23 protein-coding genes are annotated in these 24,004 nt (G+C 70.4%); 14 read left to right on the top strand and 9 right to left on the bottom strand.

Annotated features, from left to right (window positions below):
- Positions 1-3 precede the first annotated feature (3 nt).
- Positions 4-1,329: a glutamate-1-semialdehyde 2,1-aminomutase gene (locus SPR02S_RS37290; RefSeq protein WP_019062120.1), complete on the top strand. Its 1,326-nt coding sequence runs from the start codon at positions 4-6 to the stop codon at positions 1,327-1,329.
- Positions 1,330-1,341: 12 nt separating this feature from the next.
- Here SPR02S_RS37290 and SPR02S_RS37285 read toward each other — a convergent pair whose 3' ends face one another.
- Positions 1,342-2,016 (bottom strand): phosphatase PAP2 family protein, encoded by a 675-nt coding sequence (locus SPR02S_RS37285; RefSeq protein WP_019062119.1) that lies wholly within the window; start codon positions 2,014-2,016, stop codon positions 1,342-1,344.
- Positions 2,017-2,522: 506 nt separating this feature from the next.
- Here SPR02S_RS37285 and SPR02S_RS37280 point away from each other — a divergent pair.
- From SPR02S_RS37280 to SPR02S_RS37220, 13 genes are all read left to right on the top strand, one after another.
- Complete coding sequence (locus SPR02S_RS37280; RefSeq protein ID WP_245607682.1) at positions 2,523-3,173, top strand: hypothetical protein; 651 nt, start codon at positions 2,523-2,525, stop codon at positions 3,171-3,173.
- Between the two features lie 139 nt (positions 3,174-3,312).
- Complete coding sequence (locus SPR02S_RS37275) at positions 3,313-3,807, top strand: hypothetical protein (protein ID WP_019062117.1); 495 nt, start codon at positions 3,313-3,315, stop codon at positions 3,805-3,807.
- The gene (locus tag SPR02S_RS37270; protein ID WP_019062116.1) at positions 3,791-4,762 is read left to right on the top strand and encodes a bifunctional lysylphosphatidylglycerol flippase/synthetase MprF; all 972 of its coding nucleotides are present in this window, start codon (positions 3,791-3,793) and stop codon (positions 4,760-4,762) included. Before SPR02S_RS37275 ends, SPR02S_RS37270 begins: the two co-directional genes overlap by 17 nt.
- Before the next feature lie 134 nt (positions 4,763-4,896).
- Positions 4,897-6,027: an acyl-CoA dehydrogenase family protein gene (locus SPR02S_RS37265; protein WP_019062115.1), complete on the top strand. Its 1,131-nt coding sequence runs from the start codon at positions 4,897-4,899 to the stop codon at positions 6,025-6,027.
- Positions 6,028-6,126: 99 nt separating this feature from the next.
- Positions 6,127-7,269: an SDR family oxidoreductase gene (locus SPR02S_RS37260; protein WP_019062114.1), complete on the top strand. Its 1,143-nt coding sequence runs from the start codon at positions 6,127-6,129 to the stop codon at positions 7,267-7,269.
- Positions 7,270-7,512: 243 nt separating this feature from the next.
- Positions 7,513-8,667: an aspartate aminotransferase family protein gene (locus SPR02S_RS57260; RefSeq protein WP_245607681.1), complete on the top strand. Its 1,155-nt coding sequence runs from the start codon at positions 7,513-7,515 to the stop codon at positions 8,665-8,667.
- Between the two features lie 77 nt (positions 8,668-8,744).
- Positions 8,745-9,212, top strand: a complete 468-nt coding sequence (locus SPR02S_RS37250; protein ID WP_043258754.1) for a type II toxin-antitoxin system RatA family toxin — start codon at positions 8,745-8,747, stop codon at positions 9,210-9,212.
- Positions 9,205-9,777: a flavin reductase family protein gene (locus SPR02S_RS37245; RefSeq protein ID WP_019062111.1), complete on the top strand. Its 573-nt coding sequence runs from the start codon at positions 9,205-9,207 to the stop codon at positions 9,775-9,777. Before SPR02S_RS37250 ends, SPR02S_RS37245 begins: the two co-directional genes overlap by 8 nt.
- Positions 9,774-11,120 (top strand): NAD(P)/FAD-dependent oxidoreductase, encoded by a 1,347-nt coding sequence (locus SPR02S_RS37240; protein WP_019062110.1) that lies wholly within the window; start codon positions 9,774-9,776, stop codon positions 11,118-11,120. Before SPR02S_RS37245 ends, SPR02S_RS37240 begins: the two co-directional genes overlap by 4 nt.
- Before the next feature lie 80 nt (positions 11,121-11,200).
- Positions 11,201-11,881, top strand: a complete 681-nt coding sequence (locus SPR02S_RS37235; RefSeq protein ID WP_019062109.1) for a class I SAM-dependent methyltransferase — start codon at positions 11,201-11,203, stop codon at positions 11,879-11,881.
- Positions 11,882-11,898: 17 nt separating this feature from the next.
- Positions 11,899-13,320 carry a cytochrome P450 gene (locus SPR02S_RS37230; protein ID WP_106437099.1) on the top strand — a complete coding sequence of 474 codons (1,422 nt, stop codon included), beginning with the start codon at positions 11,899-11,901 and terminating at the stop codon, positions 13,318-13,320.
- Positions 13,317-14,333 carry a hypothetical protein gene (locus tag SPR02S_RS37225; protein ID WP_019062107.1) on the top strand — a complete coding sequence of 339 codons (1,017 nt, stop codon included), beginning with the start codon at positions 13,317-13,319 and terminating at the stop codon, positions 14,331-14,333. The genes SPR02S_RS37230 and SPR02S_RS37225 overlap by 4 nt, the downstream gene beginning before the upstream one ends.
- Positions 14,330-14,827: an SRPBCC family protein gene (locus SPR02S_RS37220; RefSeq protein WP_078623112.1), complete on the top strand. Its 498-nt coding sequence runs from the start codon at positions 14,330-14,332 to the stop codon at positions 14,825-14,827. The genes SPR02S_RS37225 and SPR02S_RS37220 overlap by 4 nt, the downstream gene beginning before the upstream one ends.
- A gap of 47 nt (positions 14,828-14,874) precedes the next feature.
- On the opposite strand, the gene SPR02S_RS37215 is transcribed toward SPR02S_RS37220, so the two are convergent.
- From SPR02S_RS37215 to SPR02S_RS37180, 8 genes are all read right to left on the bottom strand, one after another.
- Positions 14,875-16,428 (bottom strand): ABC1 kinase family protein, encoded by a 1,554-nt coding sequence (locus tag SPR02S_RS37215; RefSeq protein ID WP_019062105.1) that lies wholly within the window; start codon positions 16,426-16,428, stop codon positions 14,875-14,877.
- A 93-nt stretch (positions 16,429-16,521) separates the two neighbouring features.
- Complete coding sequence (locus SPR02S_RS57255) at positions 16,522-17,139, bottom strand: hypothetical protein (protein ID WP_019062104.1); 618 nt, start codon at positions 17,137-17,139, stop codon at positions 16,522-16,524.
- A gap of 63 nt (positions 17,140-17,202) precedes the next feature.
- On the bottom strand, positions 17,203-17,706 hold the full coding sequence (locus tag SPR02S_RS37205) for an RNA polymerase sigma factor (RefSeq protein ID WP_078623111.1): 504 nt from the start codon (positions 17,704-17,706) through the stop codon (positions 17,203-17,205).
- Between the two features lie 366 nt (positions 17,707-18,072).
- Entirely contained in the window at positions 18,073-19,032 is a 960-nt protein-coding gene (locus tag SPR02S_RS37200) for an ROK family protein (RefSeq protein WP_019062102.1), read from the bottom strand.
- Positions 19,029-20,726, bottom strand: coding sequence for a class I mannose-6-phosphate isomerase (locus tag SPR02S_RS37195; RefSeq protein WP_019062101.1), 1,698 nt, complete (start codon positions 20,724-20,726; stop codon positions 19,029-19,031). The genes SPR02S_RS37200 and SPR02S_RS37195 overlap by 4 nt, the downstream gene beginning before the upstream one ends.
- 30 nt (positions 20,727-20,756) lie before the next feature.
- Positions 20,757-21,671: a carbohydrate ABC transporter permease gene (locus SPR02S_RS37190; RefSeq protein WP_019062100.1), complete on the bottom strand. Its 915-nt coding sequence runs from the start codon at positions 21,669-21,671 to the stop codon at positions 20,757-20,759.
- Complete coding sequence (locus SPR02S_RS37185; RefSeq protein WP_019062099.1) at positions 21,668-22,600, bottom strand: carbohydrate ABC transporter permease; 933 nt, start codon at positions 22,598-22,600, stop codon at positions 21,668-21,670. The genes SPR02S_RS37190 and SPR02S_RS37185 overlap by 4 nt, the downstream gene beginning before the upstream one ends.
- Positions 22,597-23,982, bottom strand: a complete 1,386-nt coding sequence (locus tag SPR02S_RS37180; protein WP_026151201.1) for an ABC transporter substrate-binding protein — start codon at positions 23,980-23,982, stop codon at positions 22,597-22,599. The genes SPR02S_RS37185 and SPR02S_RS37180 overlap by 4 nt, the downstream gene beginning before the upstream one ends.
- Positions 23,983-24,004: the final 22 nt, after the last annotated feature.

Raw genomic sequence — 24,004 nt, 5'->3', positions numbered from 1 at the left:
CTCGTGGACACCGAAGTGCTTGACCTGCCCCTGTCGCGGACAGCCAACGAGCGGCTGCACGCCATGATCCCCGGGGGCGCTCACACCTACGCCAAGGGCGACGACCAGTACCCCGAGAACCTGGCCCCGGTCATCAGCCACGGCAGCGGTGCCCACGTGTGGGACGTCGACGGCAACCGTTACATCGAGTACGGCTCCGGCCTGCGGTCGGTCAGCCTCGGTCACGCCCACCCACGCGTGATCGAGGCCGTGCGGCGGGAACTCGGCCGCGGCAGCAACTTCGTCCGGCCGTCCATCGTGGAGGTCGAGGCCGCCGAGCGCTTCCTGGCCACCGTGCCGACCGCCGAGATGGTGAAGTTCGCGAAGAACGGCTCCGACGCCACCTCCGCCGCGGTACGCCTCGCCCGCGCCGCCACCGGCCGCACGCGGGTGGCCCTCTGCTCCGACCACCCGTTCTTCTCCGTCGACGACTGGTTCATCGGCACCACACCCATGTCCGCCGGCATTCCGGCGGCCACCACCGACCTCATCGCCTCCTTCCCCTACGGCGACCTGGCCGCCACGGAGGAGATGCTCACCCGGTACCCGGACGAGATCGCCTGCCTGATCCTCGAACCCGCCACAGCCACCGAGCCGCCGCCGGGCTACCTCGCCGGCCTGCGCGAGCTGGCCGACCGGTACGGCTGCGTACTGATCTTCGACGAGATGATCACCGGCTTCCGCTGGTCCGAGGCGGGCGCCCAGGGCCTGTACGGCGTCGTCCCCGACCTCTCCACGTTCGGCAAGGCGCTGGGCAACGGATTCGCCGTCTCCGCGCTGGCCGGGCGCCGCGACCTGATGGAGCGGGGCGGACTGCGTCACTCCGGCGACCGGGTGTTCCTGCTGTCCACCACGCACGGCGCGGAAACGCACTCCCTGGCAGCGGCGATGGCCGTGCAGACCACCTACGTCGAAGAGGGGGTCACCGCGCGGTTGCACGCCCTGGGCGAGCGGTTGGCCGCCGGTGTCCGCGAGGTCGCGGACGGCATGGGCGTCGGCGACCACCTCGTCGTCCGGGGCCGGGCCAGCAACCTGGTCTTCGCCACCCTCGACGAGAACGGGCAACCGTCGCAGCAGTACCGCACCCTGTTCCTGCGCCGGCTCCTCGCGGGCGGAGTGCTGGCCCCCTCCTTCGTGGTGAGCAACGCACTCGACGACGAGGACATCGACCGTACCGTCGACGTGGTGGCCGAGGCGTGTGCGGTGTACCGGAAGGCGCTGGACGCCGCCGACCCCACCCCCTGGCTGGTCGGGCGACCCGTGAAGCCGGTGTTCCGCCGCTTGTCGTGAGGTGACGTGACGTCAGCGGTGTTCCCGCCGACCGGAGTCGGTCATCCGGTCGGCGATCCGGTCGACCAGCCACGCGGTGGCCGGAATCGCCGCCAGTGCGGTGCACCAGCCGCCGAGGACGTCGGTCGGATAGTGCGCGCCCAGTCCGACCTGTGCCCAGCCCATGGCGGCGCCGGCGACCAGCGCCGAGCCGAGCACGAAGGACGTGCCGGCCGTCCTGCCGAGGCCGAGTCGGCGGGTCGCGAGCAGCGCCGCCATGAGGGCGAGCGCGGTGGCGAAGGCGGTGTGCCCACTCGGGTAGGACAGGTTGCCGGGGCCGTGGATGGTGCGTCCCACCAGATGCTTGATGAGTGTGGTCGCCCCCACGGTCGTGCCGACGCCGGCCACGACCAGCACCGCCGCGCGGGGACGCCGAAGCAGCAGACAGCCCACCACGCCGGCCACGATCAGCACCGCCGACCCCACGGGCTCCCCCAGGAAGTCCAGGGCCAGGGCGACGCGCCGCCACGGTGGCCCCAGAGTGTCCGCCGTCGGCTGGATGATCCACCGGTCCACCGTGCCGGGCTCGCTGTGACCGGAGTACAGGACCCCGAGCGCGCCGACCACCAGCGCGGCGAGGACCGCGATCAGCCCGAGCCACGGGCGCAGCGACGGGGGCAGCACCGATGGCGCCGGCCGGCCGGTCACCCGTTCACCGCGTCCGGTCGACCTGGGGTGGTGCCCTTGTTCCGCTGCCGCCCGCCGTGATCCAACCCGAGCCCCCGTCGTGTCCGATGCACTCTCCGGCGACCGTGACCCCATGACCGCCCCGCGGATCCCCGCTCCCGGCCCGTGCGCCTCGGCGTGAGCCGTCAGCACCCTAGCCGCAATCCGGCCGCGGCAAACCGCCGTTGGACGGTTCGACCTGATCCGGGGGGTTGAGATCAGCACGACGACCGCACCTGACGGTCTGCCTCCGCGGGTGCTCGTGGAAGACGACCTCGCCGTGGCGGGTCCGGATCCGCGACGCCGACGAAGGCCGCGTCGAGGGACATGCCTACTCTTCACCGAACGGGCACTCCTGCTGAACCGCCCACCGCTGTCCGACCTCGAGCTGTGATCCCCGGGACGCGGGCGGATGCGTACGGCGACGGCGCGTCCGCCCCTGTCCCTGTCCCCGAAAGGCACGCTTCTTGGCCTCGATGCTCTATCCAGTGCTCGAATCCTTTCCCGACGCCGCGAGTGCGCTGGCGCGGGCGCGGGCGATCATGCGCGATCTGGCCGACTGGTCCACCGACCCCTGGCCCCGGCTGGAACCGATCAGCACGGCCGAGCAGTACGCGTACGCTCTTCGTTCCTTCGGCACCGCCCGCATGGTCGCGGACCGGGATCCCGTCGTCTTCCCCTTCCTGGACGAACTCGTGCGCCGTGATGCCATCGCGTTCGACGCGGAGCAGCCGAGGTCGTGGCTCACGGCGGACCTACGTCTTGGCCCCGAGCTGGCCGACCTCTGGCCGCTGCCCGAGGGCGTGATGCTCTCCCTGGACACGACCCTGCCCTTCGGTACCGCCGACAGCGAGCCCGAGGACGACGCCACCGAGGAGGAACTGGACCGGATGGTCTCCGCGCTCGGGCCACTGAGTCTGGACGTCAGCTGGAACTGCGGCTGGCGCGGCCTGTCCGATTCCAAGAACTGCGGCGTGCAACTCTGCCTGAACAGCGTCTGGGTGCAGCAGCACGCTGAGCTGTCTCCCGGACAGTTCGGCGTCTGGATCACCCTCGGCACCCGCGTCACCTGGACACCCGAGGGCGAAGCCTGGCGCCGCGACTCGGGGCTCCTGCTGGGCGAGGAGCAGCAGGGGTGACCCGGACATGAGGCCACCGACCCCTCGCAACCGACTCCGGCATCGTGGGGTTATCGTAAAAGTGATTAATTCTGTATTTGTTTTCCTGTGAGGGTTTCCTTCGCTTCCCCCGTAAACAAGGGTGAAGGGTGGAGGGCACATGGATGCGGAAAACAGATTCGAGACGAGAACCACCTTCCTGCTGCTGCGCTTGGAATGGCTGGGTGGCCTGGCCGTATGTTCCGCGCTCGCCGTGCGGCATTTTTCGGAGATCCGGTGGGCGGTGTTCATCGCGCTCTTCGTCGTCATCGACGCCATCGGCTATCTCCCCGGCGCCCTGGCATTCCGGAGAAGCCGGGACGGGCGTATCTCGCGCTGGTACTTCGTGGCGTACAACACCATGCACAGCCTCGTGACCGCGGGCGTCGTCGCCGGTCTGTGGGCGCTGCTGGTGAAGCCGGAATGGGCGCTGCTCGCTCTCCCTCTGCACCTGCTGGGAGACCGTGCCCTGTTCGGGAATTCACTCAAGCCGTTCGGGGTGCTTTTTGAACCGCATCCGCATCCGGCGTACGTCGATTTCGAGCGGGCGTACTCGCATTCGACCGGAGAGAATTCCGGTGAATCCCGAAGGGGTGCCGATGCCGTCCGTCTTTGAGACCCTGGTCCGGCACAGCGACAATCCGAGCTCGTTCCTCGCCCTCAATCAGGGCAATGAATACTTCCGAGATCCGCGCTTCGACGGCACCTGTGTCTATCGCCGGTCGGGGCGGCACCTGCTGCAGTTCGCGGGCCCCTTCGCGGCCGAGGAGCAGCGCGCCGGTCTGCTGGACGCCTTCGCGGCGCAGGCCCGGCCGCGGCGGCTGGTGGCCGTACAACTGCAGCGGGCCGACGCGGAGTTGTACGGGGCGCACGGGTTCACGGTGAACCAGCTGGGGGCGTCGTACGCGGTCGACCTGGCCCGGTTCACGCTGCGCGGATCGGCCTTCGTACGGCTGCGGAACAAGATATCCAGGGCCCGGCGTGCCGGCCTCGAGGTGGTCGAGGCTTCCTCCGTCGCCGACGACGAGGTGCAGAACGAACTGGATCTGATCGACCGGGCCTGGCTCCAGGGCAAGGGCGGTGCCAAGGAGCTGCGGTTCCTGGTGGGGGAGCGGACCGGGCTGGCCCAGCGGCACCGGCGGTTGTTCGTGGGGCGGATCGGCGGGGTGGCCCTCGGGTACATCAGTTACTCACCGGTCTTCGGCAGCCGACCGGGCTGGCTCCACGACCTCAGCCGGCGTTCCCCGGACGCTCCACCCGGGGTGATGGAGGCGCTGAACGCGACCGCGATGGAGCGGATGTCGGCCGACGGCGCGGGCTGGCTGCACTTCGGTTTCACGCCGTTCACCGGTCTCTCCGACGAGCACGAACTGCCGTGTGCGAGCCGTACTTTCACGCGCTGCGTGCGGCTGCTCGCCCAGCACGGCGGACGGATCTACCCGGCCGCGGCACAGCTCGAGTACAAGCGGAAATGGGCGCCCCATGTGGTGCTGCCCGAGTACATCGCCTTCCAGGGGCGGCCCGGTCCTTCGGCGGTGTGGCAGCTGCTGCGCGCGACCCGGGCGCTGTAGGGCCTGGCCAACCATTCCCGCCATTGCTGCCAGTCCCGCCAGTCCAGCCAGTCCTGCCAGTCACGCCATTGCCGTCATTCCCGTCCGCCGGACGGGGTCCAGCGCGACCGGGTCGTCCCGGAGCAGGGGAGCACATGAGGTTTCTGGAGCGCGAACGCGCCGTACTGACGAAGTTGCTGCCGGGGCTCGACGAGAGTCTGCGGGCGGTGCCGCTCATGGAGCTGGAGAGTCCGCGCAGCCCCGGTATCGGGCTCTTCCGCGACAGTGGCGGTCCGGGGCTCGTGGTGCCGGTCTCCTGCAAGGGGAAGGGCGCCACCGCGCTGGACGCCCTGCGGGTGCAGCGTGCCCTGGGCAGCAGGTCGCCGTCCCTGGCGGTGGCCACCACGATGCACCACTTCTCCATGGCCACCCTGGTCGGCCTGGTCACCGACGGCGAGGGCCTGGAGTGGATGCTCGTCGAAGGAGTGGCCTCCGGCAACCGCCTGGTGGCCTCCGGCTTCGCCGAGGGGCGTCCGGGCGCCGGCATCCTCTCCCCGTCGATGACCGCCACGGTGGGACCCGACGGGGTGCGGATCAGCGGGGTGAAGCGGCCGTGCAGCCTAGCCCGGTCCATGGATCTGCTCACCGCCAGTGTCCTGGTACCCGGTGAGCGGGGAGCACGTGACGAGCTGGCGGTGGCGTTGGTGCCCGCCGAGAGCGAGGGCGTGAGCGTCAGCGGTTTCTGGTCCAGCTCCTTCCTGTCGGGAGCGGAGAGCGACCAGGTCACCCTCACGGATGTGCTGGTACCGCCGGAGCTGCTGCTGCGTACCTCGGCCACGGAGGGGCGCCTGGACGAACTGCAGACCGCGGGGCTGGTCTGGTTCGAGCTGCTGATGACGGGGAGCTATCTCGGGGTCGCCAGTGCGCTGGTGGAGCGGGTGCTGGGCAACGAGCGGGTGCCCGAGTCCGAGCGGGTCCGGCTGCTGGTGGAGGCCGAGGGCGCGATGGCCGCCGCGGAGGGCGTCGCGCGTCGGCTCGACGAGGGCCGCCCGGACGAGTCGACGCTCGCCGACTCGCTGTACGTGCGGTACTGCGTGCAGGACGCCCTTGCCCGCATCGTCCCGCGGGCGGTGGAGCTGCTCGGCGGCCTCAACTTCATGAGCTCGGACGAGGTCGGACACCTCGCGGCCTGCGCCAACGGGCTGTCCCTGCACCCGCCCGCACGGTGCAGGATGACCGGCCCGCTGGCGGCCCACCTGGCGGACGGCCCGCTCACCGTCGCCTGATCCGATCCCGATCCCGATCCCGGGCACGACTCCTCACCTCTCCACGACCGCCTCCCACCCCACTCCAACACCCCTCCACCCGATGGGAGTTCCCGAACCATGCCGCCAGAACCCACCGGTCCATCCCACTCGTCCCGCCCGTCCCGCCCTCGAAGTCAACGCCCCACCCTGCTGCTCACCGGCGCCGCCGGAGTGCTCGGCCAGGCACTGATCGACGAGCTCTGCGACGACTACGACCTGATCTGCCTGCGTCACCGGGCACCGCTGGACGACCCCCGGGTACGGGAGGTGACGGCGGATCTGAGAGCCCCCGGTCTGGGGCTCTCGCCCGCTCAGCGGCTGGACCTCGCCGCCGAGGTGGACGTGGTGGTGCACTCCGCCGCGGCCACCAACTGGCGGCTGACCCCGGCCGACATCTGGCGCACCAACCTGGACGGCACCCGGTCGATGCTCGACCTGGCGGCCCGCGCCGACGCGCCCTTCTTCTACATGAGCACCGCGTTCGTGGCGAACCCGCTCGCGCCCGAGGAACAGGAGCGCTTCCCCGGGGCGGCGGCCTACCTCGCCTCCAAGACGGCGGCCGAGGAGGCCGTACGGTCGACCGAGGCCCCCGGGGTCATCCTGCGTCCGTCCCTGGTCATGGGCGACTCGTCCACCGGCCGGATCGCCCGGGTGCAGGGCCTGACCCGGGCGCTGGGCGGGATCGTCAAAGGCCAGGTCCCGGTGCTTCCGGGCTCGCCCGGGACACGGATCGACATGGTGCCGCAGGACGTGGTGGCCCGCGCGGTGGGCGACCTGGTCAGGTCCGGCGTCGCCCAGGGCGAGTACTGGCTGACCGCCGGGCGCGAGGCCATCCTGCAGCGGGAGGTCGTCGACATCTGCCTGGAGTTCGCCGAGTACCACGGTGAACGCCCGCACCCGCCGCGGCTGATCCCCGTGGAAGCGGTGCACCGGCTGCTGCTGCCGCTGCTGGAGGGACCGTCCTTCCCCGCGCTGGTGCGGCGCCGGCTCCAGGACTACGCGGAGCTCCTGCTGGTCTTCCAACGGGAGTTGCCCTTCGCGTCCGACCTGGGAACACCGCACTGCGGCACGGCCCCCACCCGCGCCGCGATCCGCTCGGCGCTGGCACGCAACGTGGAGTGCTGGGCAACTGGGCGAGGTGGCCTGCTCCGGTCACGGACGGCACAGAGTCCGACGGCTCAGACGCCGACGGCTCAGACGCCGACGGAGCTGGCGTCATGACCGCCGTGGAGGTGGCGGCTCACGCTTCCGTAGGGGCGGCCACTCCCACCACAGCTGGGGTAGCCGGTACCGCCCCGGCAGAGACGGCCCCTCCCACCCCCACCCCCGCAGAGACGGCCCCTCCCACCCCACCCCGCAGAGACCACCGCCCCACCCCCCACACCACCACCCCCCGACACCGCTGAGCTCTACCGCCGCCACCTCGGCACCGGCCGCGCGGTCATGGGCACCGTGCTCGGGGGCATGGCCGAGGTGCGTTCCGAGGGCGTCTGGGTGCACACCGACGACGGGCGCCGCTACCTGGACTTCGGGGGCTACGGCGTCTTCATCCTGGGGCATCGGCACCCGGCCGTACTCGACGCGGTGCGCCGGCAGTTGGACGCGCATCCGCTGGCCACCCGGGTGTTCCTGGAACCCGTCGCCGCGCAGGCCGCTGCCGCGCTGGCCGCGCGTACCCCGGCGGGGCTCGACCACGTGCACTTCGTCAACTCCGGTGCCGAGGCCACCGAAGCGGGTCTGAAGCTGGCCCGTGCCCATGGGCGCAACGCGCTGGTGACCACCGTGTCCGGGTACCACGGGAAGACCCTGGGGGCGCTGAGCGTCACCGCCAACTCCCTTTACCAGAAGCCTTTCGAGCCGTTGTTGCCGGACACCGCGCAGGTCGCCTACGGGGACTTGGACGAGCTGGACACGGCACTCCGTGCGCGCCGCGACCGCGCCTGCGTGATCCTCGAACCGGTGCAGGGCGAGGGCGGGGTGCGTATCCCGCCGCCCGGGTATCTCGCGGAGGCGGCCGGGCTGTGCCGTACGTACGGCGCCTTCCTGATCGTGGACGAGGTGCAGACCGGGCTTGGCCGGCTCGGCAGTTGGTGGGGTGTGGACGCCGAGGGTGTGGTGCCCGATGTCCTCCTCGTCGGGAAGGGGCTGAGCGGCGGTGTCGTACCGGTGGCCGCGATGGTCGCCACCAAGGACGCCTACCGTCCGTTCTCCCGCGACCCCTACCTCCACACCTCCACCTTCGGCGCCTCGCCGATCGCCTGTGCCGCGGCGATGGCGGCGGTGGAGACGATCGACCGCGAGGGCATCGTGGGCCGGGCCGCCGTGCTGGGTCGTCAACTGCTCACCGGGGTCGAGGAGATCTGCGCCCCCTACCAGGAACGCCTGGTGGACGAGGTCCGTGGCCGGGGACTGCTGATCGGGATCGAGTTCGTCCGGGCACAGGCCGTCGGCGAGACGCTGCTGGAGCTGGTGAGCCGCGGCGTCCTGGTCAACCACTCGCTCAACTCCACGCGCGTGCTCCGGCTGACGCCCCCGGCCATCGCCGACGCCGACGAGACCCAGCTCTTCCTGGACGCCCTCGCCGAAGCCCTGCGGGCCGTGCACACCCGCCTCGGCTGACCGGTCAGGAGGTATATCAGCAGGACGCCCCCCCCGCCGGTCACGACAGCCCACCCACGTCAGTGAGGACGAACCCCATGCGCCATGTGACAGTCCGGATGACAGCCCAAGGCATCGACCCCGAGCACGCCTACCGGAGGATCAGCGACTTCAGCCGATACCCCCAACTCACCACGACGGTCCGCGCGGTGGAGGTGCAGCCGCCGCGACCGGACGGTTCCGTGGTCTCCGAGTGGACGGTCTCCTTCCGCAACGGGCTGATGCGCTGGACGGAACGCGACACCTTCTCGCCGGCGACTCTCTCCATCGCGTTCGAGCAGCTCAGCGGCGACTTCGAGACCTTCGAGGGCAGTTGGGCCTGCGAGGCGCACCCGGACGGCACCACCGTCACCTTCCGGGCCTCGTTCGACCTGGGGATCCCCACGCTGGCCGAGATCCTCGACCCGGTGGCCGAGTCGACGTTACGTACGAACATCGAGAAGATCCTCCAGGGTCTGCTCGGCACGGTGTCGCCGGCCGATTTCGTGGACGCCGCGCATGGCTGACCTCGCCCTGAACCTCGCCCTGGCCCGGCCGCCGGACCCGGGCGAACAGTTGCGGGACGAGCCCGGCCCGGACACCGAGCACTGCCTGCGCCTGTACGCGAAACTCGCCTCCGGCGTCACCGTGGTCACCACCCAGGGCGGGGACGGGCGGCCCACCGGGATGACCGTCTCCGCCCTCACCTCGCTCTCGGCCCGCCCGCCCCTCCTCCTCGCCTGTCTGCGCAACGGCTCGCACACGCTGTCTGCGATCGGCGGCCAGGGCGTCTTCGCGGTGAACCTGCTCCGGGACAACCAGCGTTCGCGGGCCGCCCAATTCGCGGATCCGGCCGTCTCACCGAGCGAGCGGTTCCGCGAGATCCCGCTCCGTCGCGTCCTGGGCGCACCCGTCTTCGGCGACGCGCTCGGCTGGTCGGTCTGCCTGGTCGAGGACATCCGCCGCTACGGCGACCACAGCGCCGTGGTGGGAAGGGTGGCCGTGGTACAGGTGGCGTCGGGGCGGCCGCTGCTCTGGCACGACCGGAGGTTCGGGTCGCTGTCCGGGGCCGGGGAAGGGGCGCCCCGGTGACCCTGTTCGCGCCGGGCACGCCCTGCTGGGAGCCCGGGGACCCGGACGGCACCGACCCGCCGGCCACCGTGCGCGGCTCGATCGGTGCCGATGTCGCGGTGGTGGGCGCGGGACTAGTAGGACTGTCCACCGCCTATCACCTGGCGGAACGTCAACCCTCCCTGGACATCGTGGTGGTGGACGCGCGGCGGCCGGCGGCCGGTGCCAGTGGGCGGGGCACCGGGCTGCTGGGTCCCCGGGTGGGGCCGCCGGTCGACCGGGCGGTGCGGCGGCACGGTCCCGCCGTCGCCCGCCGGATGCACCGGGCCAGCGTCGAGGCCGTACGACAGGTCGTGGAGCTGTGCGACCGGCTCGGTGTGCCCTGTGCGGACGGGGAGCAGATCGTCGCGGCGCGTTCCCGTGCCGGGCTTGCGTCCCTGGCGCGGCAGGCCGCCGCCTATCGCGCCCTGGACCTGGAGGTGCCCGTCCTCTGCGCCGCCGACATCCGGCGCCGGGTCGACGTGCCGTACCACGCGGGTCTGCTCCATCGGCACTCCGCCACTCTCGACCCGGCCGCGCTGACGGCGGCCTTGGCGAGGGCTTGTGTGGCCAAGGGCGTACGGCTCTACGGCGGCAGCCCGCTGCGGGAGGTGCGCGGCGGGGACGGACAGCAGCCCCAACTGCTGTTCCCGCACGGCACCGTGCGGGCGCCGAAGTCGGTGCTGGCGGTGAACGCCGGGGTGGCCGGGCTCGGGCTGCCGGTGGGCACGGTGCTCGGGCTCGAGGTGCACGCGGTGGCGACCGAGCCGTTGGGCCATGAGACGCGGGCGCTCCTCGGGCACGGTGGCCTGGCGGTGATCGATGCGGTGCCGCTGGCCCCGTACTTCCGCCTCACCACGGACGGACGGTTGGTGGTCGGGGGCGGTACCGCCCTGTGTCCGGACGGGACCGGGCCCCGCCGTAGGGCCGTACTGCGGGTGTTCGCGTTCCACCGGCTGGAGCAGTGGCTGCGGGCGCTGCACCCGGTGCTGGCCGGAGTGGAGGTCACGCACCGCTGGGCGGGCGGGATCGGGGTGACGGCGGACGGTCTCCCTGTGGTGGGGCCGGTCCGGGGGCGGCCCGGTGTCTGGTACGCGGGCGGCTGCAACGGGCACGGTCTCGCGATGTCGGTGGCGCACGGCTCCTACCTCGCCGCGGCCCTGCTGGGCGAAGCGGACGCGAGTGAACCGCTGCCCTGGCACCGCTCCCGGGCGCCCCGACTGCCGGTGTCGGGACCGGCCCGGCCGCTCCTGCGGGCGCGGCTGGCCGCGATGGACCGCACCGTCCGCCGCGCGGCCTGGCCCGAACTCGGCCCCCGGGGGTGAGGAGCCGTGGACCACTCGACCGATTCACCCCGACCGCCGCACCACCACACGGACGCAGGGCTGACCGGAAAGGAACACCAATGATCGGCACACTGCTGGCAAGGCCGTTGGAGCTCATGGAGGACAACTTCCGCAGGCCGACCGGGCGAGCCGGGCGGTTCTTCGGAAATCTGATGGCGGTGCAGCACCGGAGCCTCACCGCGTGGACGATCGAGCACATGGACGTGCGCGGCCGTCAGCGGGTGCTGGACGTCGGGTGCGGCGGGGGCATGGCGGTGAAGCTGCTGTCGGGGCGGGCCGCTCAGGGATTCGTCGCCGGGGTGGACTACTCGATGGAGATGGTCGAGCAGGCCGTACGGCGCAATCTGCCGGCCGTCGCGCGCGGCCGGGTCGAGATCCGGCACGGGGACTGCTCCCAACTGCCGTACGAGGACTCGTCGTTCGACCAGGTCTGCGCGATCGAGACCTTCTACTTCTGGCCGGATCCCCTGGCCGGCCTCGCCGAGGCGTACCGGGTGCTCAAGCCGGGCGGCCAGGTGGCCGTCACGCTGGAGATGAGCCGGGAGGCCGCCGACGAACCGTCGCTGACCCAGCGGTTCTTCGGCCGGCGTTTCACGGAGCGCTCGCAGCGGGCGGGGCTGCACATCCTCTCCGGGGACGACCTGGTGGAACGGCTCACCAAGGCCGGGTTCCAGGACGCCCGGTTCGTGTCGGAGCCGCGCCGTTCGCTGGGCTGGGTCTGCGCGCTGGCGCGGAAGTGAGGGCGATGGCGATGGCGATGACCGACGTACGCGATGGTGTGGCGGCGGGTGCCCCCAGGGCGGCCGGGCTGCCGTTGCTGGGCAGCGTGTTGGACTTCCGGCGCGACATCCTCCAGGCCATGCAGCGGGGGCGCACCGCCCACGGAGACCTGGTTCAGTACCGGCTCGGGCCGGTGGCGGTGCACGGTGTGTCCAGCCCGGAGTTGGCCGCTGAGGTGCTGACCGACAGCGACCGGTTCGGGAAACTCGGGCCGGACAACCCGTTGCGGCTCGTGCTCGGTGAGGGGCTGCTGACCAGCGACGACCACAAGAGCTGGCTGCGCAACCGGCGGATGATGCAGCCGATCTACACCAAGCAGGCGCTCGCGGGCATGTTCGCGACGATGGGGGTCTCGGCGGCCGAGCAGATCGCGCACATGGGGGACCGCTACCGGACGGGCGCGGTGGTGGACCTGCACACGGAGATGATGCGGGTCACCCTCGACATCGTCAGCCGCTGCATGTTCAGCACCGATGTGAGCCGCACCCTGGCCGGGCTCGGACCGGACGCGGTGGACGTCGCGATCAACTACGCCTTCGACCGGCTGCAGAACCCGCTGAGCCCGCCGACGTCCTGGCCGACCCCGCGCAACCGGCGCTTCCACGAGGTCATGCGGGGACTCGACGACCTCATCTACCGGATCATCGCGGAACGCCGGCGGCCCGACGCCCCCACCGGCGGCGGGGACCTGCTGGACATGCTGCTGGCCGCCCGCGACGCCGACACCGGCCAGGGGATGACCGACCGGGAGCTGCGTGACGAGGTCATCACCACCTTCGCCGCCGGCCACGAGACCACCGCGATCACCCTCACCTGGGCCTTCTACCTGCTCTCCCGGCACCGCGAGGTGCTGGAGCGGGTCCAGCGCGAGGTGGACGGCGTCCTGGGCGACGACCTGCCCACCCCCGAAGACCTGGCGGCGATGCCGTACACCCTGCGGGTCTTCGAGGAGGCACTGCGGCTCTACCCGTCGGCACCGATCCTGCCCCGGCTCGTGCGGCGGGACACCGAACTGGGCGGCTACCGGGTGCCGGCCGGGTCACGCGTCCTGGTGAACCTGTACGACATCCACCGGCACCCCCGGCACTGGACGGACCCCGAGCGCTTCGACCCGGACCGCTTCCTCCCGGAGACCGGCAAGGCGCGGCATCGCTTCGCCTATCTGCCGTTCGGCGCGGGGCCGCATCTCTGCATCGGGAAGCACTTCGCGCTCATGGAGGCGCATCTGCTGCTGTGCGCCCTGGTGCGCCGCTGGGAGTTCCGCCATGTTCCCTCTCACCGGGTGGTGAACCACGCCACCATCACGCTGCGGCCGCGGTACGGAATGCTGATGACGATGCATCAGCGGACGCCCTCGGCCGCACGCACCGCCCATGTCGCCGGAGAACGGACCTCATGAACGCCGACGCCTCGCTCCTCGACCCCGAGCACATCAACCGGACCCGCTACCGGCCGGGCCAGCGGGCCGGTCACTACGAGAGCTTCTACCAGCGGGGCAACCACCCCACGGAGCCCCGCGCCTTCTGGATCAGGTACACCGTGTTCAGCCCCGCGGACATGCCCGAGGCGGCCATCGGCGAGCTGTGGGCGATCTGGTTCGACGGGGTGACCGGTCAGCATGTGGTGGCCAAGGAGGAACACCCCATCGCCGACTGCCACTTCAGCACCGACTCGTTCGGCGCCCGGGTCGGCGACCGCGTGCTGGAACCGGGCCGCCTCAAGGGCGAGGCGCGGGGTCCGGACGGCCGGATCGGCTGGGACCTGACGTACACCGGGGACCGGCCGCCGCTGTTCCTGCTGCCGCCGAGGATGTACACGGGCGGGTTCCCCAAGGCGAAGAGCCTGGTCGGCACGCCGCTCGCCCGGTACAGCGGCAGCCTGGACGTCAACGGCGAGAGCATCGACATCGACGGCTGGACGGGCAGCCAGAACCACAACTGGGGCAGCCGGCACACCGACCACTACGCCTTCGGGCAGGTCGCCGGCTTCGACGGGGAACCCGACAGCTTCCTGGAGGTCGTCACGGCCCGCGCCAAGCTCGGCCCCGTGCACATCCCGCAGGTCACCTTCCTCGTCCTGCGCCACGACGACCGCGAGTACTCGCTCGTGTCACTGCGTCAGGCGCTCACCGCCAAGGCGGACTTCGGCTACTTCTACTGGGACTTCGCCACGTCCGACGGCACCGTCGACATCCGCGGCCGGATGACCGCCCCCAAGGAACGGTTCGTGGGCCTCAACTACTACAACCCGCCCGGCGGGATCAAACACTGCCTCAACACGAAGATCGGCTCCTGCACGGTCGAGATCGCCAACCGGGTCACCGGCAGGCGCACCGCGCTCAAGACCGATAGCCGCGCCCTGATGGAGATCCTCACGGACGACCGTGAGCACGGCATCACCATCCGCGCGTGAGAGGCCATCCGCGCGTGAGCGGCCCGGTCCCGCTGGTCGAGCGCGTCACGGTCCGGGTGTCGCCGGACATCGCGTACGCAGCCGTAGCCGACGTCACGCGCATGGGGCAGTGGAGTCCGGAGGTCCGCGGCGCCCGCGTGCTGGGCGCCCGCGGGCCCGTGCGCGTGGGCACCCGCTTCGTGGGACTCAACCGCGCCGCGTGGCTGCCCTGGGCCACCCTGTGCACCGTCGTCTCCGCCCGGCCGGGAAGCTGCTTCTCCTTCAAGGTCAGCTTCCTGGGCGTCGCCCTGTCCCAATGGACGTACCGCTTCAGGGAGGTACCCGGCGGATGCGAGGTCACGGAGGAGTGGCTCGACCTGCGGTCGGCGGTCGCCGGACGACTGCTCACCGCCGTCAGCCCGGCGGTCACCGGCGTGGTCCGGCGCCGCGAGCGCAACCGCGCGACGATGCGGGCGACACTGGCCGCCCTCCGGACAGCTCTGGAGGACGGCTGAGGCCGGAGCCTGGAGGACGGCCGAGGCAGGGTGCGTGGGCGGGCGCGTCAGCGGGACCTACGGCGGTGGTCCAGCAGCAGTGCCATGGCCCCCAGGGCGATCAACCCGGCGTAGGAGGAGCCGCGTTCACCTCCCAGGGCGGCCGGCGTCCTCGGGTGGTGGACCTGGAGCGCGAACCGCCGGTTGGACGCGTCGGCCAGCAGTCCGCGCAGCTGCTCGGGGCTGGTGGTGGCCGTGACCATCAGGTCCATCGCCGTACGGCCCAGCTGCTCCAGCGAGATGAACTCGCCCAGCAGGGACATCACGATGCCGCGGACCTCGCCCTTGAAGATCTCCGCCAGCGACAGCTCGGGCGCCAGGCAGCGCACCGAGCCTTCGAGGTTGGCGAAGGACTTCCCCAGCAGCGAGATCGAGGGCGCGGAGCCGATGCCCCGCTTGGTGGCCTTCTCCAGCACCGTGGTGAGCGAGACGCCGAAGTTGAGCTCGCCCAGCGAGGCGCTGGAGATCTTGGGGACCAGCGCCGCCATGTCGGCGGCGAACGCCGGCAGGTTCGCCCAGGCGGTGAGCTTCCCCATGTCCGCCCAGGCGCGGGCCAGTCCGTGTCCGTCGTTCTGCGCCAGCGCCATCAGCAGCGGCAGCAGTTGCAGGCTGGTCCGCTTGTCCAGGCGCCCCACCATGCCCCAGTCGATCAGCGTCGCGGGGCCCCCGGGCAGCGCGAAGACGTTTCCCGCGTGCGGATCCGCGTGGAACGTCCGCTGCACGAAGTAACCCCGGTACATGAACCGCAGCAGGTCCTTGCCGATGTCCGTGCGTTCGCTGTCGCTGAACGACCTGGGGTCCAGATGCCGTACGGACATGCCGGGAGCCATCGACTGCACCAGCACCCGGGGTGTGGCCGAGAGGACCTCGGGGACGGCCAGGGTGCGGAAGTCGCGGGCCGCCTCCCGGCCCTCCTCCATGTTGCGGGCCTCGCCGGTGAAGTCCAGTTCGGGTTCCATGGCGTCGAAGATCGAGCCCAGCATCGCCTCGACGTCGATGACCTCGTTGAACCGCGGTGCCGCCCGGGCCACGATGCGGGACGCCCGGCGCAGCAGGGCCATGTCCGCCCGGACCGCCTCGCGGATCTCCGGCCGCTGGATCTTCACCACGGCCTCCCGGCCACCGGGCAGGGTCACCTTGTAGACCTGGGCCAGCGACGCCGCCCCGAGGGGCTTGCTGGTATCGATGTCGTCGAACCTGAGTTTCCAGTCGGGGCCGAGATCCTTCTCCAGGACCGGCTCGAACAGGGAGAACGGCTGCACGTCGACCTGGTCGTGCAGGTTCTGGAACTCGGCGATCATCGAGGGCGGCACCATGTCCGGCCGGGTGGAGAGGATCTGGCCGAGCTTCACATAGAACGGGCCCAGGCTCTCCAGGGCCTTCCGTACGGCCCGGGCACGCCGTTGGGCGTCCCCGGCGGCGGATTCCTCATCCTCCGCCGGGGACCGGCCGTTCCCCTTGGATCTGCCGCGTTCCCGCGCCGTGTGACCGACCTCGTCGGCGATCAGACTGCCCAGCACCTTCACGACCAGCCGGAGCCGATCGCCGATCAAGGTCCTCACGACGCGGGTTCCCTCCTCAGGGTTCTGCGGAAGCCGGCCCGGCGCACCGGGCACGGCCCGCGGGTCAACGGCCTTGTGTCAGGACGGCGTCGGTCATCCCTTCTTGGCCGGCGGACGGACTCCGGCACTCGCCGCGACATCACTGATCGCGTCGAGGGAGCTGACCAGCGTGGAGAGCAGGTCGGTCAGCCTGGCGATCTGCTGGGGCAGGGTCGCCAGGGATTCGGCCAGGCCGCCGAGACCGCCCACGGCACCGGGCAGACCCGCTGCCGCACCGGCGAGCTGGCCGAAGGCGGCGAGCGGATTGTTGTGGGAGGAGGTGGACTGGCCGGCCAGCCCGGCGAGGGCGGCAGCCGGGTTCGCGCCCGCCAGGACGGCGAGCGGGTTGGCGTTCGCGAGTGCGGCCAGGGGGTTCACGGGACCGGAGCCCCGGTCGGAGGAGGCGCCCGCCAGGAGGGCGAGCGGGTTGGCGCCGGCGAGTGCGGCCGCGGGGTTCACGCCGCCGCCGAACGCCGCCATCGCCTGCAGTGCCCCGAGGGGTGTCCCGGCCAGGGCCGCCATCGGATTGCCGGAGCCGAACCAGTCCGGGTAGTCGGACTTCCTGGACTTGTTCGGCGGGTCGAGGAAATCGTTGAAGGCCTTGTTGGAACTGTCGGCGATGTCGCCGAGTAAGTTCTTGATGGTGTCCTGCGTGCTCGGTTTGTCAGCCATTCTCTCGGGTGTCCTTCCCTAGGGGCATCATGGAATTCACCATGATGCCCAACCATTTTTCGGTCATCCGCAGGATTCGCCCAGTGATTGGGTGCACATGTGCCGGAGCCTGGCTCTGCCACGTGTGAAAGCACCCTCGGCGGCCTTTACGGAGATCTGGTTGATGCGGGCGAACTCGGCGATGGAGATCCCATTCGCTCGCGCCAGCATCACCTGCCGCTCCCTGCCGCGGAGCTGGCCGGCCTGCCGGAGCAGCCAGCGACCGAATTCCCGGTCGCAGACGGCTTCCTCCAGCATCTCCGGCTCCCCGTCGGTGATGCGCAGCAGCAGCCGCTGCCAGCGCTCCCGTTCCCGGTAGCTGTCGATGCACAGCCGCATGGCGACCGTGGTCAGGAACGCCCCGAGCCGGTCGCGGTCCAGGTCGCGGTGGGTCGCCGCCCGCAGCATGGCCTCCTGGACGCAGTCCTCGGCGTCATGCAGATTGGGCAGCCGGCGGCGCACCAGACGCAGGAGGCGCTCGCGATGCTGAAGGACTTCAGTCCAGAAAGAATCGCGGCATAAGTGCATGCGTATCACCAATGATCGAACGAAAGAAATGCTCCCGGCGATTGGGTTCACGCATGCCCGCATGCGACGAAAATCCCCTCCACTCTTTCCACCCCCTCGCCCTTCCTTTTCATTCTTTGTTGGAAGCAACGGCTTTCTGCCCTGGAGGGAGGTGGTTAACCCGCCCATCACACCCTTCCTTCGTTTGAATGAGAAAATGAGGAGAGATAACATTATCTTCGTGTTGGTCGGTCGACGTGACCGGTACGTCCGGCAGCCCGGGAGACCCTTGTCTGGATACGACCACCCGAAGGGGCGTTTGCACAGGTGAGAACGGGGTCTTGAGCGTTCCGGTGCAACGTGGCGGCGCTCGGGGGCCGATCGGTCCTACGCCACCGCCGCGCGAGCCGCGCCCACCAGTGCGGCGTCCCCTGCTGGGGCGGCGGGTTTCACCGTACGAGTGCGAGGACGAGTACGCCGCGCGCCGACCGCCGAAGTGTCTCCTGCGGGACCCTCCAGGGCTCCGGGAGCCGGTGGATCCGCGTCGGCAAGCGGCTCGTCCGGTGCCCAGCCCCCGGCCGCGAGACCAGTGGACAGAGCGGGGGCGACGAGGTCCCAGGAGCGGGCCATGGAGCCCCCGACCACCAGGGCGGTCGCGCCGAAGTCCACCATGCGCGGGGCCAGCGCGACGCCCAGTCTCGTGAAGGCGTCGTCCAGTACCCGCCGGGCCCGCTCTTCCCCCGCTCTGGCTCGCCCGGCGATGTCGCGCACATCGGCGCCGGGGTCGCCGTAGCGGGAGAGGATCGCCCGGCGGGAGACGGTGGCCTCCAGTGGCCGGCCGTCGATCTCGGTGAGGTCCATCCGGCCCTCGGGCGGTATGCCGGGACCGGTGTCGCGGATGCGGCCGTCGGCGAGAAACGCCGAGCCGACACCGGTGCCGAGCGTGATGCCGACCGCGCGGCGGTGCCCCCGGACGGTGCCCGCGGACCACTCGCCGGTCAGGAAGGCGTGGGCGTCGTTGAGGAACACGACGTCGCCGGGACGCTGCCGCAGTCCACGGAGGAGCGCTCGCCGCACATCTATCCCGTACAGGGCCTCGAACTTGCCCACGCCCCTGAAGAGGGCGATCCCCCTCGCGTAGTCGAAGGGTCCGGGCACTGCCACCCCCCACCGGGCACCAGGAGGCACCGACAGCCCGTCGGCGCAGTGCCGCACGGCGGCGAGGATGGCTTCGGCGTCGCCGTCCGCGTCGAGCGGCTCGCGCGTACGGCTGGAGACGCGGCCGTCACGCGGGTCGACGAGCGCCGCGGTGACGTGCGTGCCGCCGATCTCCAGGACAGGGATCAACGGACCAGCGCCTTCACGACACGCACCGGGCCGACGCCGGCCGCCGCTCGCAGGCTGTACGCGCCGACCGCAGCCGGCACGGTGAGCGTCTCCGCGAAGGAGAGTTCGTGGAGGTCTCCGGCCGCCGTATGCACCGTCACGCCGTCCCCCTCCACCACGTTCAGGATGTGGAAGCGGCCCTGCGTGTCGTCGGTCGCCTCGGCCCCGGCGTCGAGCACGAACCTCCTTACCTCGTAGAACATCTCGGCCAGGTCGCCGATGACCTCCTCCCGCCAACCCGTGCCCTCGCGCACGGTGCGCGGTTCCTGCACCAGGTCACGGGCGACGGCCGCACCGCGTCGTCCGGTCTCCAGGTTGGCGAACCCGTGCTCGTAGGGGAGGGGGCGCGGGTTGCCGTCGGCGCCGGGACGCAGCCAGTCGTAGAACCTCAGGCTGTACAGATAGGGGGTGGCGCTGATCTCCAGCACGAGGTTGCCCGCGCCGCTGGCGTGCGGGGTGCCCGCCGGGATCATGAACAACTGGCCCTGTTCGGCGGGGAAGGCGAGGACGTGGTCCTCGGGGTTCATCGGTACTCCGTCGGTGATGGACCGTTCCACCTCCTTGCGGAAGACGTCCACGTCGGCGTCCTCGCGCAGGCCGAGGAAGACCTTGGTGTCGGTGCTGCCGAGGGTCAGGTAGTACGTCTCGTGCTGGGTGTACGCCCAGCCGAAACGCTCGCGCATGTACGGCTCCTTCGGGTGGCAGTGCACGGAGAGGCTGCCGCCGCCGACGGTGTCCAGGTAGTCGAAGCGGATCGGGAAGGACGTACCGAAGCGGGCGTGCGCCTGTGCCCCCAGCACGCTCAACGGCTCCAGCACGCACAGGAGTTGGAACGGCACCTCGGCCTGCGCCTCCGGTCCGGTGCCGATGAGGATGCCGGCCTCGGGTGCGATCAGTTCGTAACCGAGCGCGGTGTCGCGGGAGTTGGGGTTGAAGCCGAGCTCGCGCTGGGCCCAATGGCCGCCCCAGGGAGTGGAGTTGAAGTACGGGCGGGTGCGGACGGGCTTGCGGGCCAGGGCGGTGTACGTGGCGCGCAGGCCCGCTCCGTCGATCCATGCCGGGTGGTCGGGGCGCTGCATGTCGAGCCAGGCGTCGAGGCGGTGGGCGAGCGCGTCGCGGTGTCGGTCGAGCATCGGCCAGTCGATGTAGAAGAGCCTTCTGAAGTCGGGCTTCTCGTCCGGCAGTCCGAGGTTGGCACCCTGTTCACCCGTGCCGACGGCGGCTTCCGCGTAGCGCTTGGGTACATCGGCGTACCAGAGCAGGTCGTGCTCGACGAGGGCGGCGCCGGGGCCGTAGACGAGGAGCAGTCCTGCCTGTGGGGGTGCGGGTGCAGGGAGGGTTTCGAAGAGGTCGTCGAGGGGGTTGTCGGCGAGCTTGCGGAAGTAGGGGTCGTCTGCGTCTGCCGGGTGTTCGGTACGGCCCCTGATGTGTGCCGGGGGTGCGTAGTGGCTCCGTATGTCGAGCAGGGCGACCGGGGTGCCGCGGTCGGTCAGCTCGCGTTCGAGGTGATCGGCGAGGAGGGACCAGTCGACGGACGGGGGGCCGTCGATGGCCAACACCGTTGGGCCGTGGGGGAGTTGGGAGGCTGCCGCCTGCCAGCCGGTGTGGAGGACGGCTTGCGGGGCGGGGGCGTAGCGCGGATCTAGCCGGTACACACGGTCTCCTCTATGACAGGAGGGCGGCGCTCATTCCTTGCTCGATCCGGCGAGCATCCCGGACACGAGAGTGCGCTGCGAGAAGACGAAGAGCACCAGCACCGGAAGGATGGCGACGATGATGGCCAGGGCGAGTTCGGGGATGGTGACGTTCAGTCCGGCGCCGGCGACGGGGTTGAACGACGGTGTCGAGGTGAGGAGTTGGTTCAGGCCCACCTGGACGGGGAACTGCTCGCTGTTCGGCAGGACGAGGTAGGGCAGGAAGAAGTTGTTCCAGTTGCCCACGAAGCTGAAGAACGCGACCAGTCCGACCACCGGCTTGGCGAGCGGGAGCGCGATGCGCGCGAAGAGCTGCCACTCCGTGCAGCCGTCGATGCGCGCGGCCGACAGCAGGTCCTTGGGGAGGCTGCTCCCGAAGTAGATGTAGACCAGGTACACGCCGAACGGATAGAAGGAGAAGGGGAGTATCACCGACCAGATGGTGCCGATGAGATGGAAGCGGTTGAGTTCCAGGAAGATCGGCAGCACCAGGGTGGCCTGCGGCATGATCATGGTGACCAGGGTGATCACGAGGAGCGTCTTGCGGCCCCGGAACTTCGTCAGCGCCAGCGCGTAGCCCGCCGGAACACTGACGGCCAGTGTCAGGACGAGTGAACCGCCCGAGTAGATGGCCGAGTTGAGCAGCCACCTCGTCATGGCGCCGTCCTGGAAGGCGAACAAGTGCCGCCAGGCGGTGCCTATTTGATGGAACGAGCCGAAGGAGAGCGGGTTGTCCCGCACCACTTCGCCGGCGGTCTTCGACGGTGCCAGCAGCAGCCAGATCACCGGCAGCACGAAGAACACCAGGAGAAAGGCCAGGAGGAGGCCGACAACCAGGAAGGGAAGGCTCCTTGACGGGCGGGCGCGTCGCCTCACGGCCGTCAGGAAGGGAGTCGTCTGTGTCATTTCTCGTCCAACTTGAACAGGTTCGAGCGAGCGACCAGGAGACCTGCGGCGAGGAGTCCTACGGCGAGGAGGACGACGGAGATGGCCGCGGCGCCGTTGAAGTCGCCCTGCTGGAAGGCGTAGACGTAGGCCAGTTGGTTCGGCGACCAGGTGGGGCTCACCCTGCCGAGGCTGGCGGTCTGGAGGAGTTGGGGCTCCACGAACAACTGGGTGCCCGTCGCGAAGGCCATGATCGCCATGTAGACGATCCACTGCCGGATCATCGGGATCTGGACGTGCCAGGCGGTGCGCCACGGTCCCGCGCCGTCCACGCGGGCCGCTTCCAGCACCTCGTCGGGGATGTTGTTCAACGCCCCGTACATCACGACCATCCAGCCTCCTGCACCGGTCCAGAAGGCGATCAGCATGAGGATCAACGGCAGGTTGCCGGGCGCCAGGACGGCGGCGAACGCCTTGAACCCCAGGGCCGTGAGCAGCCAGGACACCGGGCTGACGTCGGGATCCAGCATGAACAGCCAGACCAGCACGCTCGCCACTCCGGCGAGGGCGCCGGGGATGTAGTAAAGGAAGCGGAAGAGCGCCGAGGTGCCCGGACGCACACGGCTGCGCAGGACTACGGCCGTCAGCACGACCAGGACGACGAGCGTCACCAGCCACATGACCAGATAGATCAGCATGTGGGTGAAGGCCGGGGCGAAGCGGTAGTCCTGGATGACCTTCGTGAACTGGTTGAGCCCGGTGAACTGGCCCCGGTCGTTGGTGAGCGACAGGTAGAACGCGTACCCGGTGGGGAACACGCCGAACGCGAGCAGCAGCAGCGCGTAGCCCGCGACGAAGAAGTAGCCCGCGCGACCGCCGCCCGTGCGCCGCGGCGTGGTGCCGCGGCGCACGGGGGAGACGGCGACGCGCTCGGTCTCCAGCAAGGTCACTGATCGACCACCTTGTAGCCCTGGCTCTTGGCCTCGTTGGCGATCTCCTGCTGCCAGGCCGGCAGCGTCTCGGTGAGGCTCTTTCCGGCGGTCAGGGCCGGGAGGACGACGCTGGACCAGGCGGTGGAGTCCGAGAACCTGGTGTTCGACCAGCCGGTCCACACCTCGTTCGCGGCCTGCTCGAACGGCCCGCTCACGTCATTGGCGAAGTAGTCCTTGTTGGCCGGGTTGGCCAGCCAGGCCTTCGCGGCCTGGGCGTAGGCCGGGTAGGTGGGCGCGGTGGCCTGGTTCGCGTCGGAGGTGGTCAGCCAAGTCACCAGGTCCGAGGACGCCTTGAGGTTGGCGCTGTGCGAGGACACCATCCACACACCGCCGCCGACGTTGCCCGTGGCGGCCGTGCTCTCGCCCTTCCAGGTCAGCGGCGTCGCCGCGGCGATCTGCTTGGCCGGAGTCTTGAAACCGGCCTTGAAGAGGTACTGGCCGTACCAGGAAGGGCCGTACGCCATCAGCACCTTGCTGCCGCTGTTCTTGGCGAAGCCCTGGCTGAAGAAGCCCTGCGTGGCGATGGCCTTGGCGCTGATCAGGTTGTCCAGCAGCTTCGCCATCCGGGTGCACTTCGGGTCCTGGAGGTCGGTGCGCAGGGTGTCCGGCTTCGTCAGGTTGAACGCCGGGCACTGGCCCGACCAGAAGTACGACTCATGGGAGTTGGTGTCGCCGACCGAGCCGACGAGGTAGCCGGGGTGCTCCTTGGCGACCTTGGTGCCGAGGGCCTCGTAGTCCTCCCATGTGGTGGGGACCTGGTAACCCCACTTGTCCATAAGGGACTTGTTGTACCAGAGGACGACCTGCGCGATGTCGTTGCGCATGCAGTAGGTGTGGCCGTTGAATTGACAGGGCGTCAGGGAGCCCTTGGCGAAGCCGTCCAGGGTGCTCTGCGGGACGAGCTTCTCGTCCAGGGGCGCGGCGAACGGCTGCGCGCCGGGCTTGGTGGCCTCCGACGCCCAGGTCGCGTCCGTCGGCGTGCCGAACACCACGTCCGGCCAGCCGCTGCCGGTCCGGTCGAACAGCTGCACCTTCGACTGCAGATACGTCGATCCGTCGGCCCCGCCGTCGTACGTGACGACCTTCATCTTCACGTCCGGGTGCGCCTTCTGGTACGCCTGCACCGACGGCAGCCGGGTCGAGTCGGCCCACACCGTGATCTGTGAACTCGCCTTCTGCGCAACCGGCTTGAACGCCGACTGCTTGGAGGAGGAAGGGGTGGTGGTGTCGGCGCTGGCGCAGCCCGCGAGGGCGGCCGCGGTGGCCAGGGACAGCGCGATTGCCGCCGCGCGGAGCGGCGAGTGACGCCGGCCGGTTCTCCGAGATCGGGAAGACTCCATCGTCTTGCCTTGCCTTTCTGTT

Source organism: Streptomyces prunicolor NBRC 13075 (genome assembly GCF_000367365.1).
Lineage (GTDB): Bacteria > Actinomycetota > Actinomycetes > Streptomycetales > Streptomycetaceae > Streptomyces > Streptomyces prunicolor.
The sequence above is the reverse complement of the archived record's forward strand: the minus strand, read 5'-3'. Positions and strand labels throughout refer to the sequence as shown.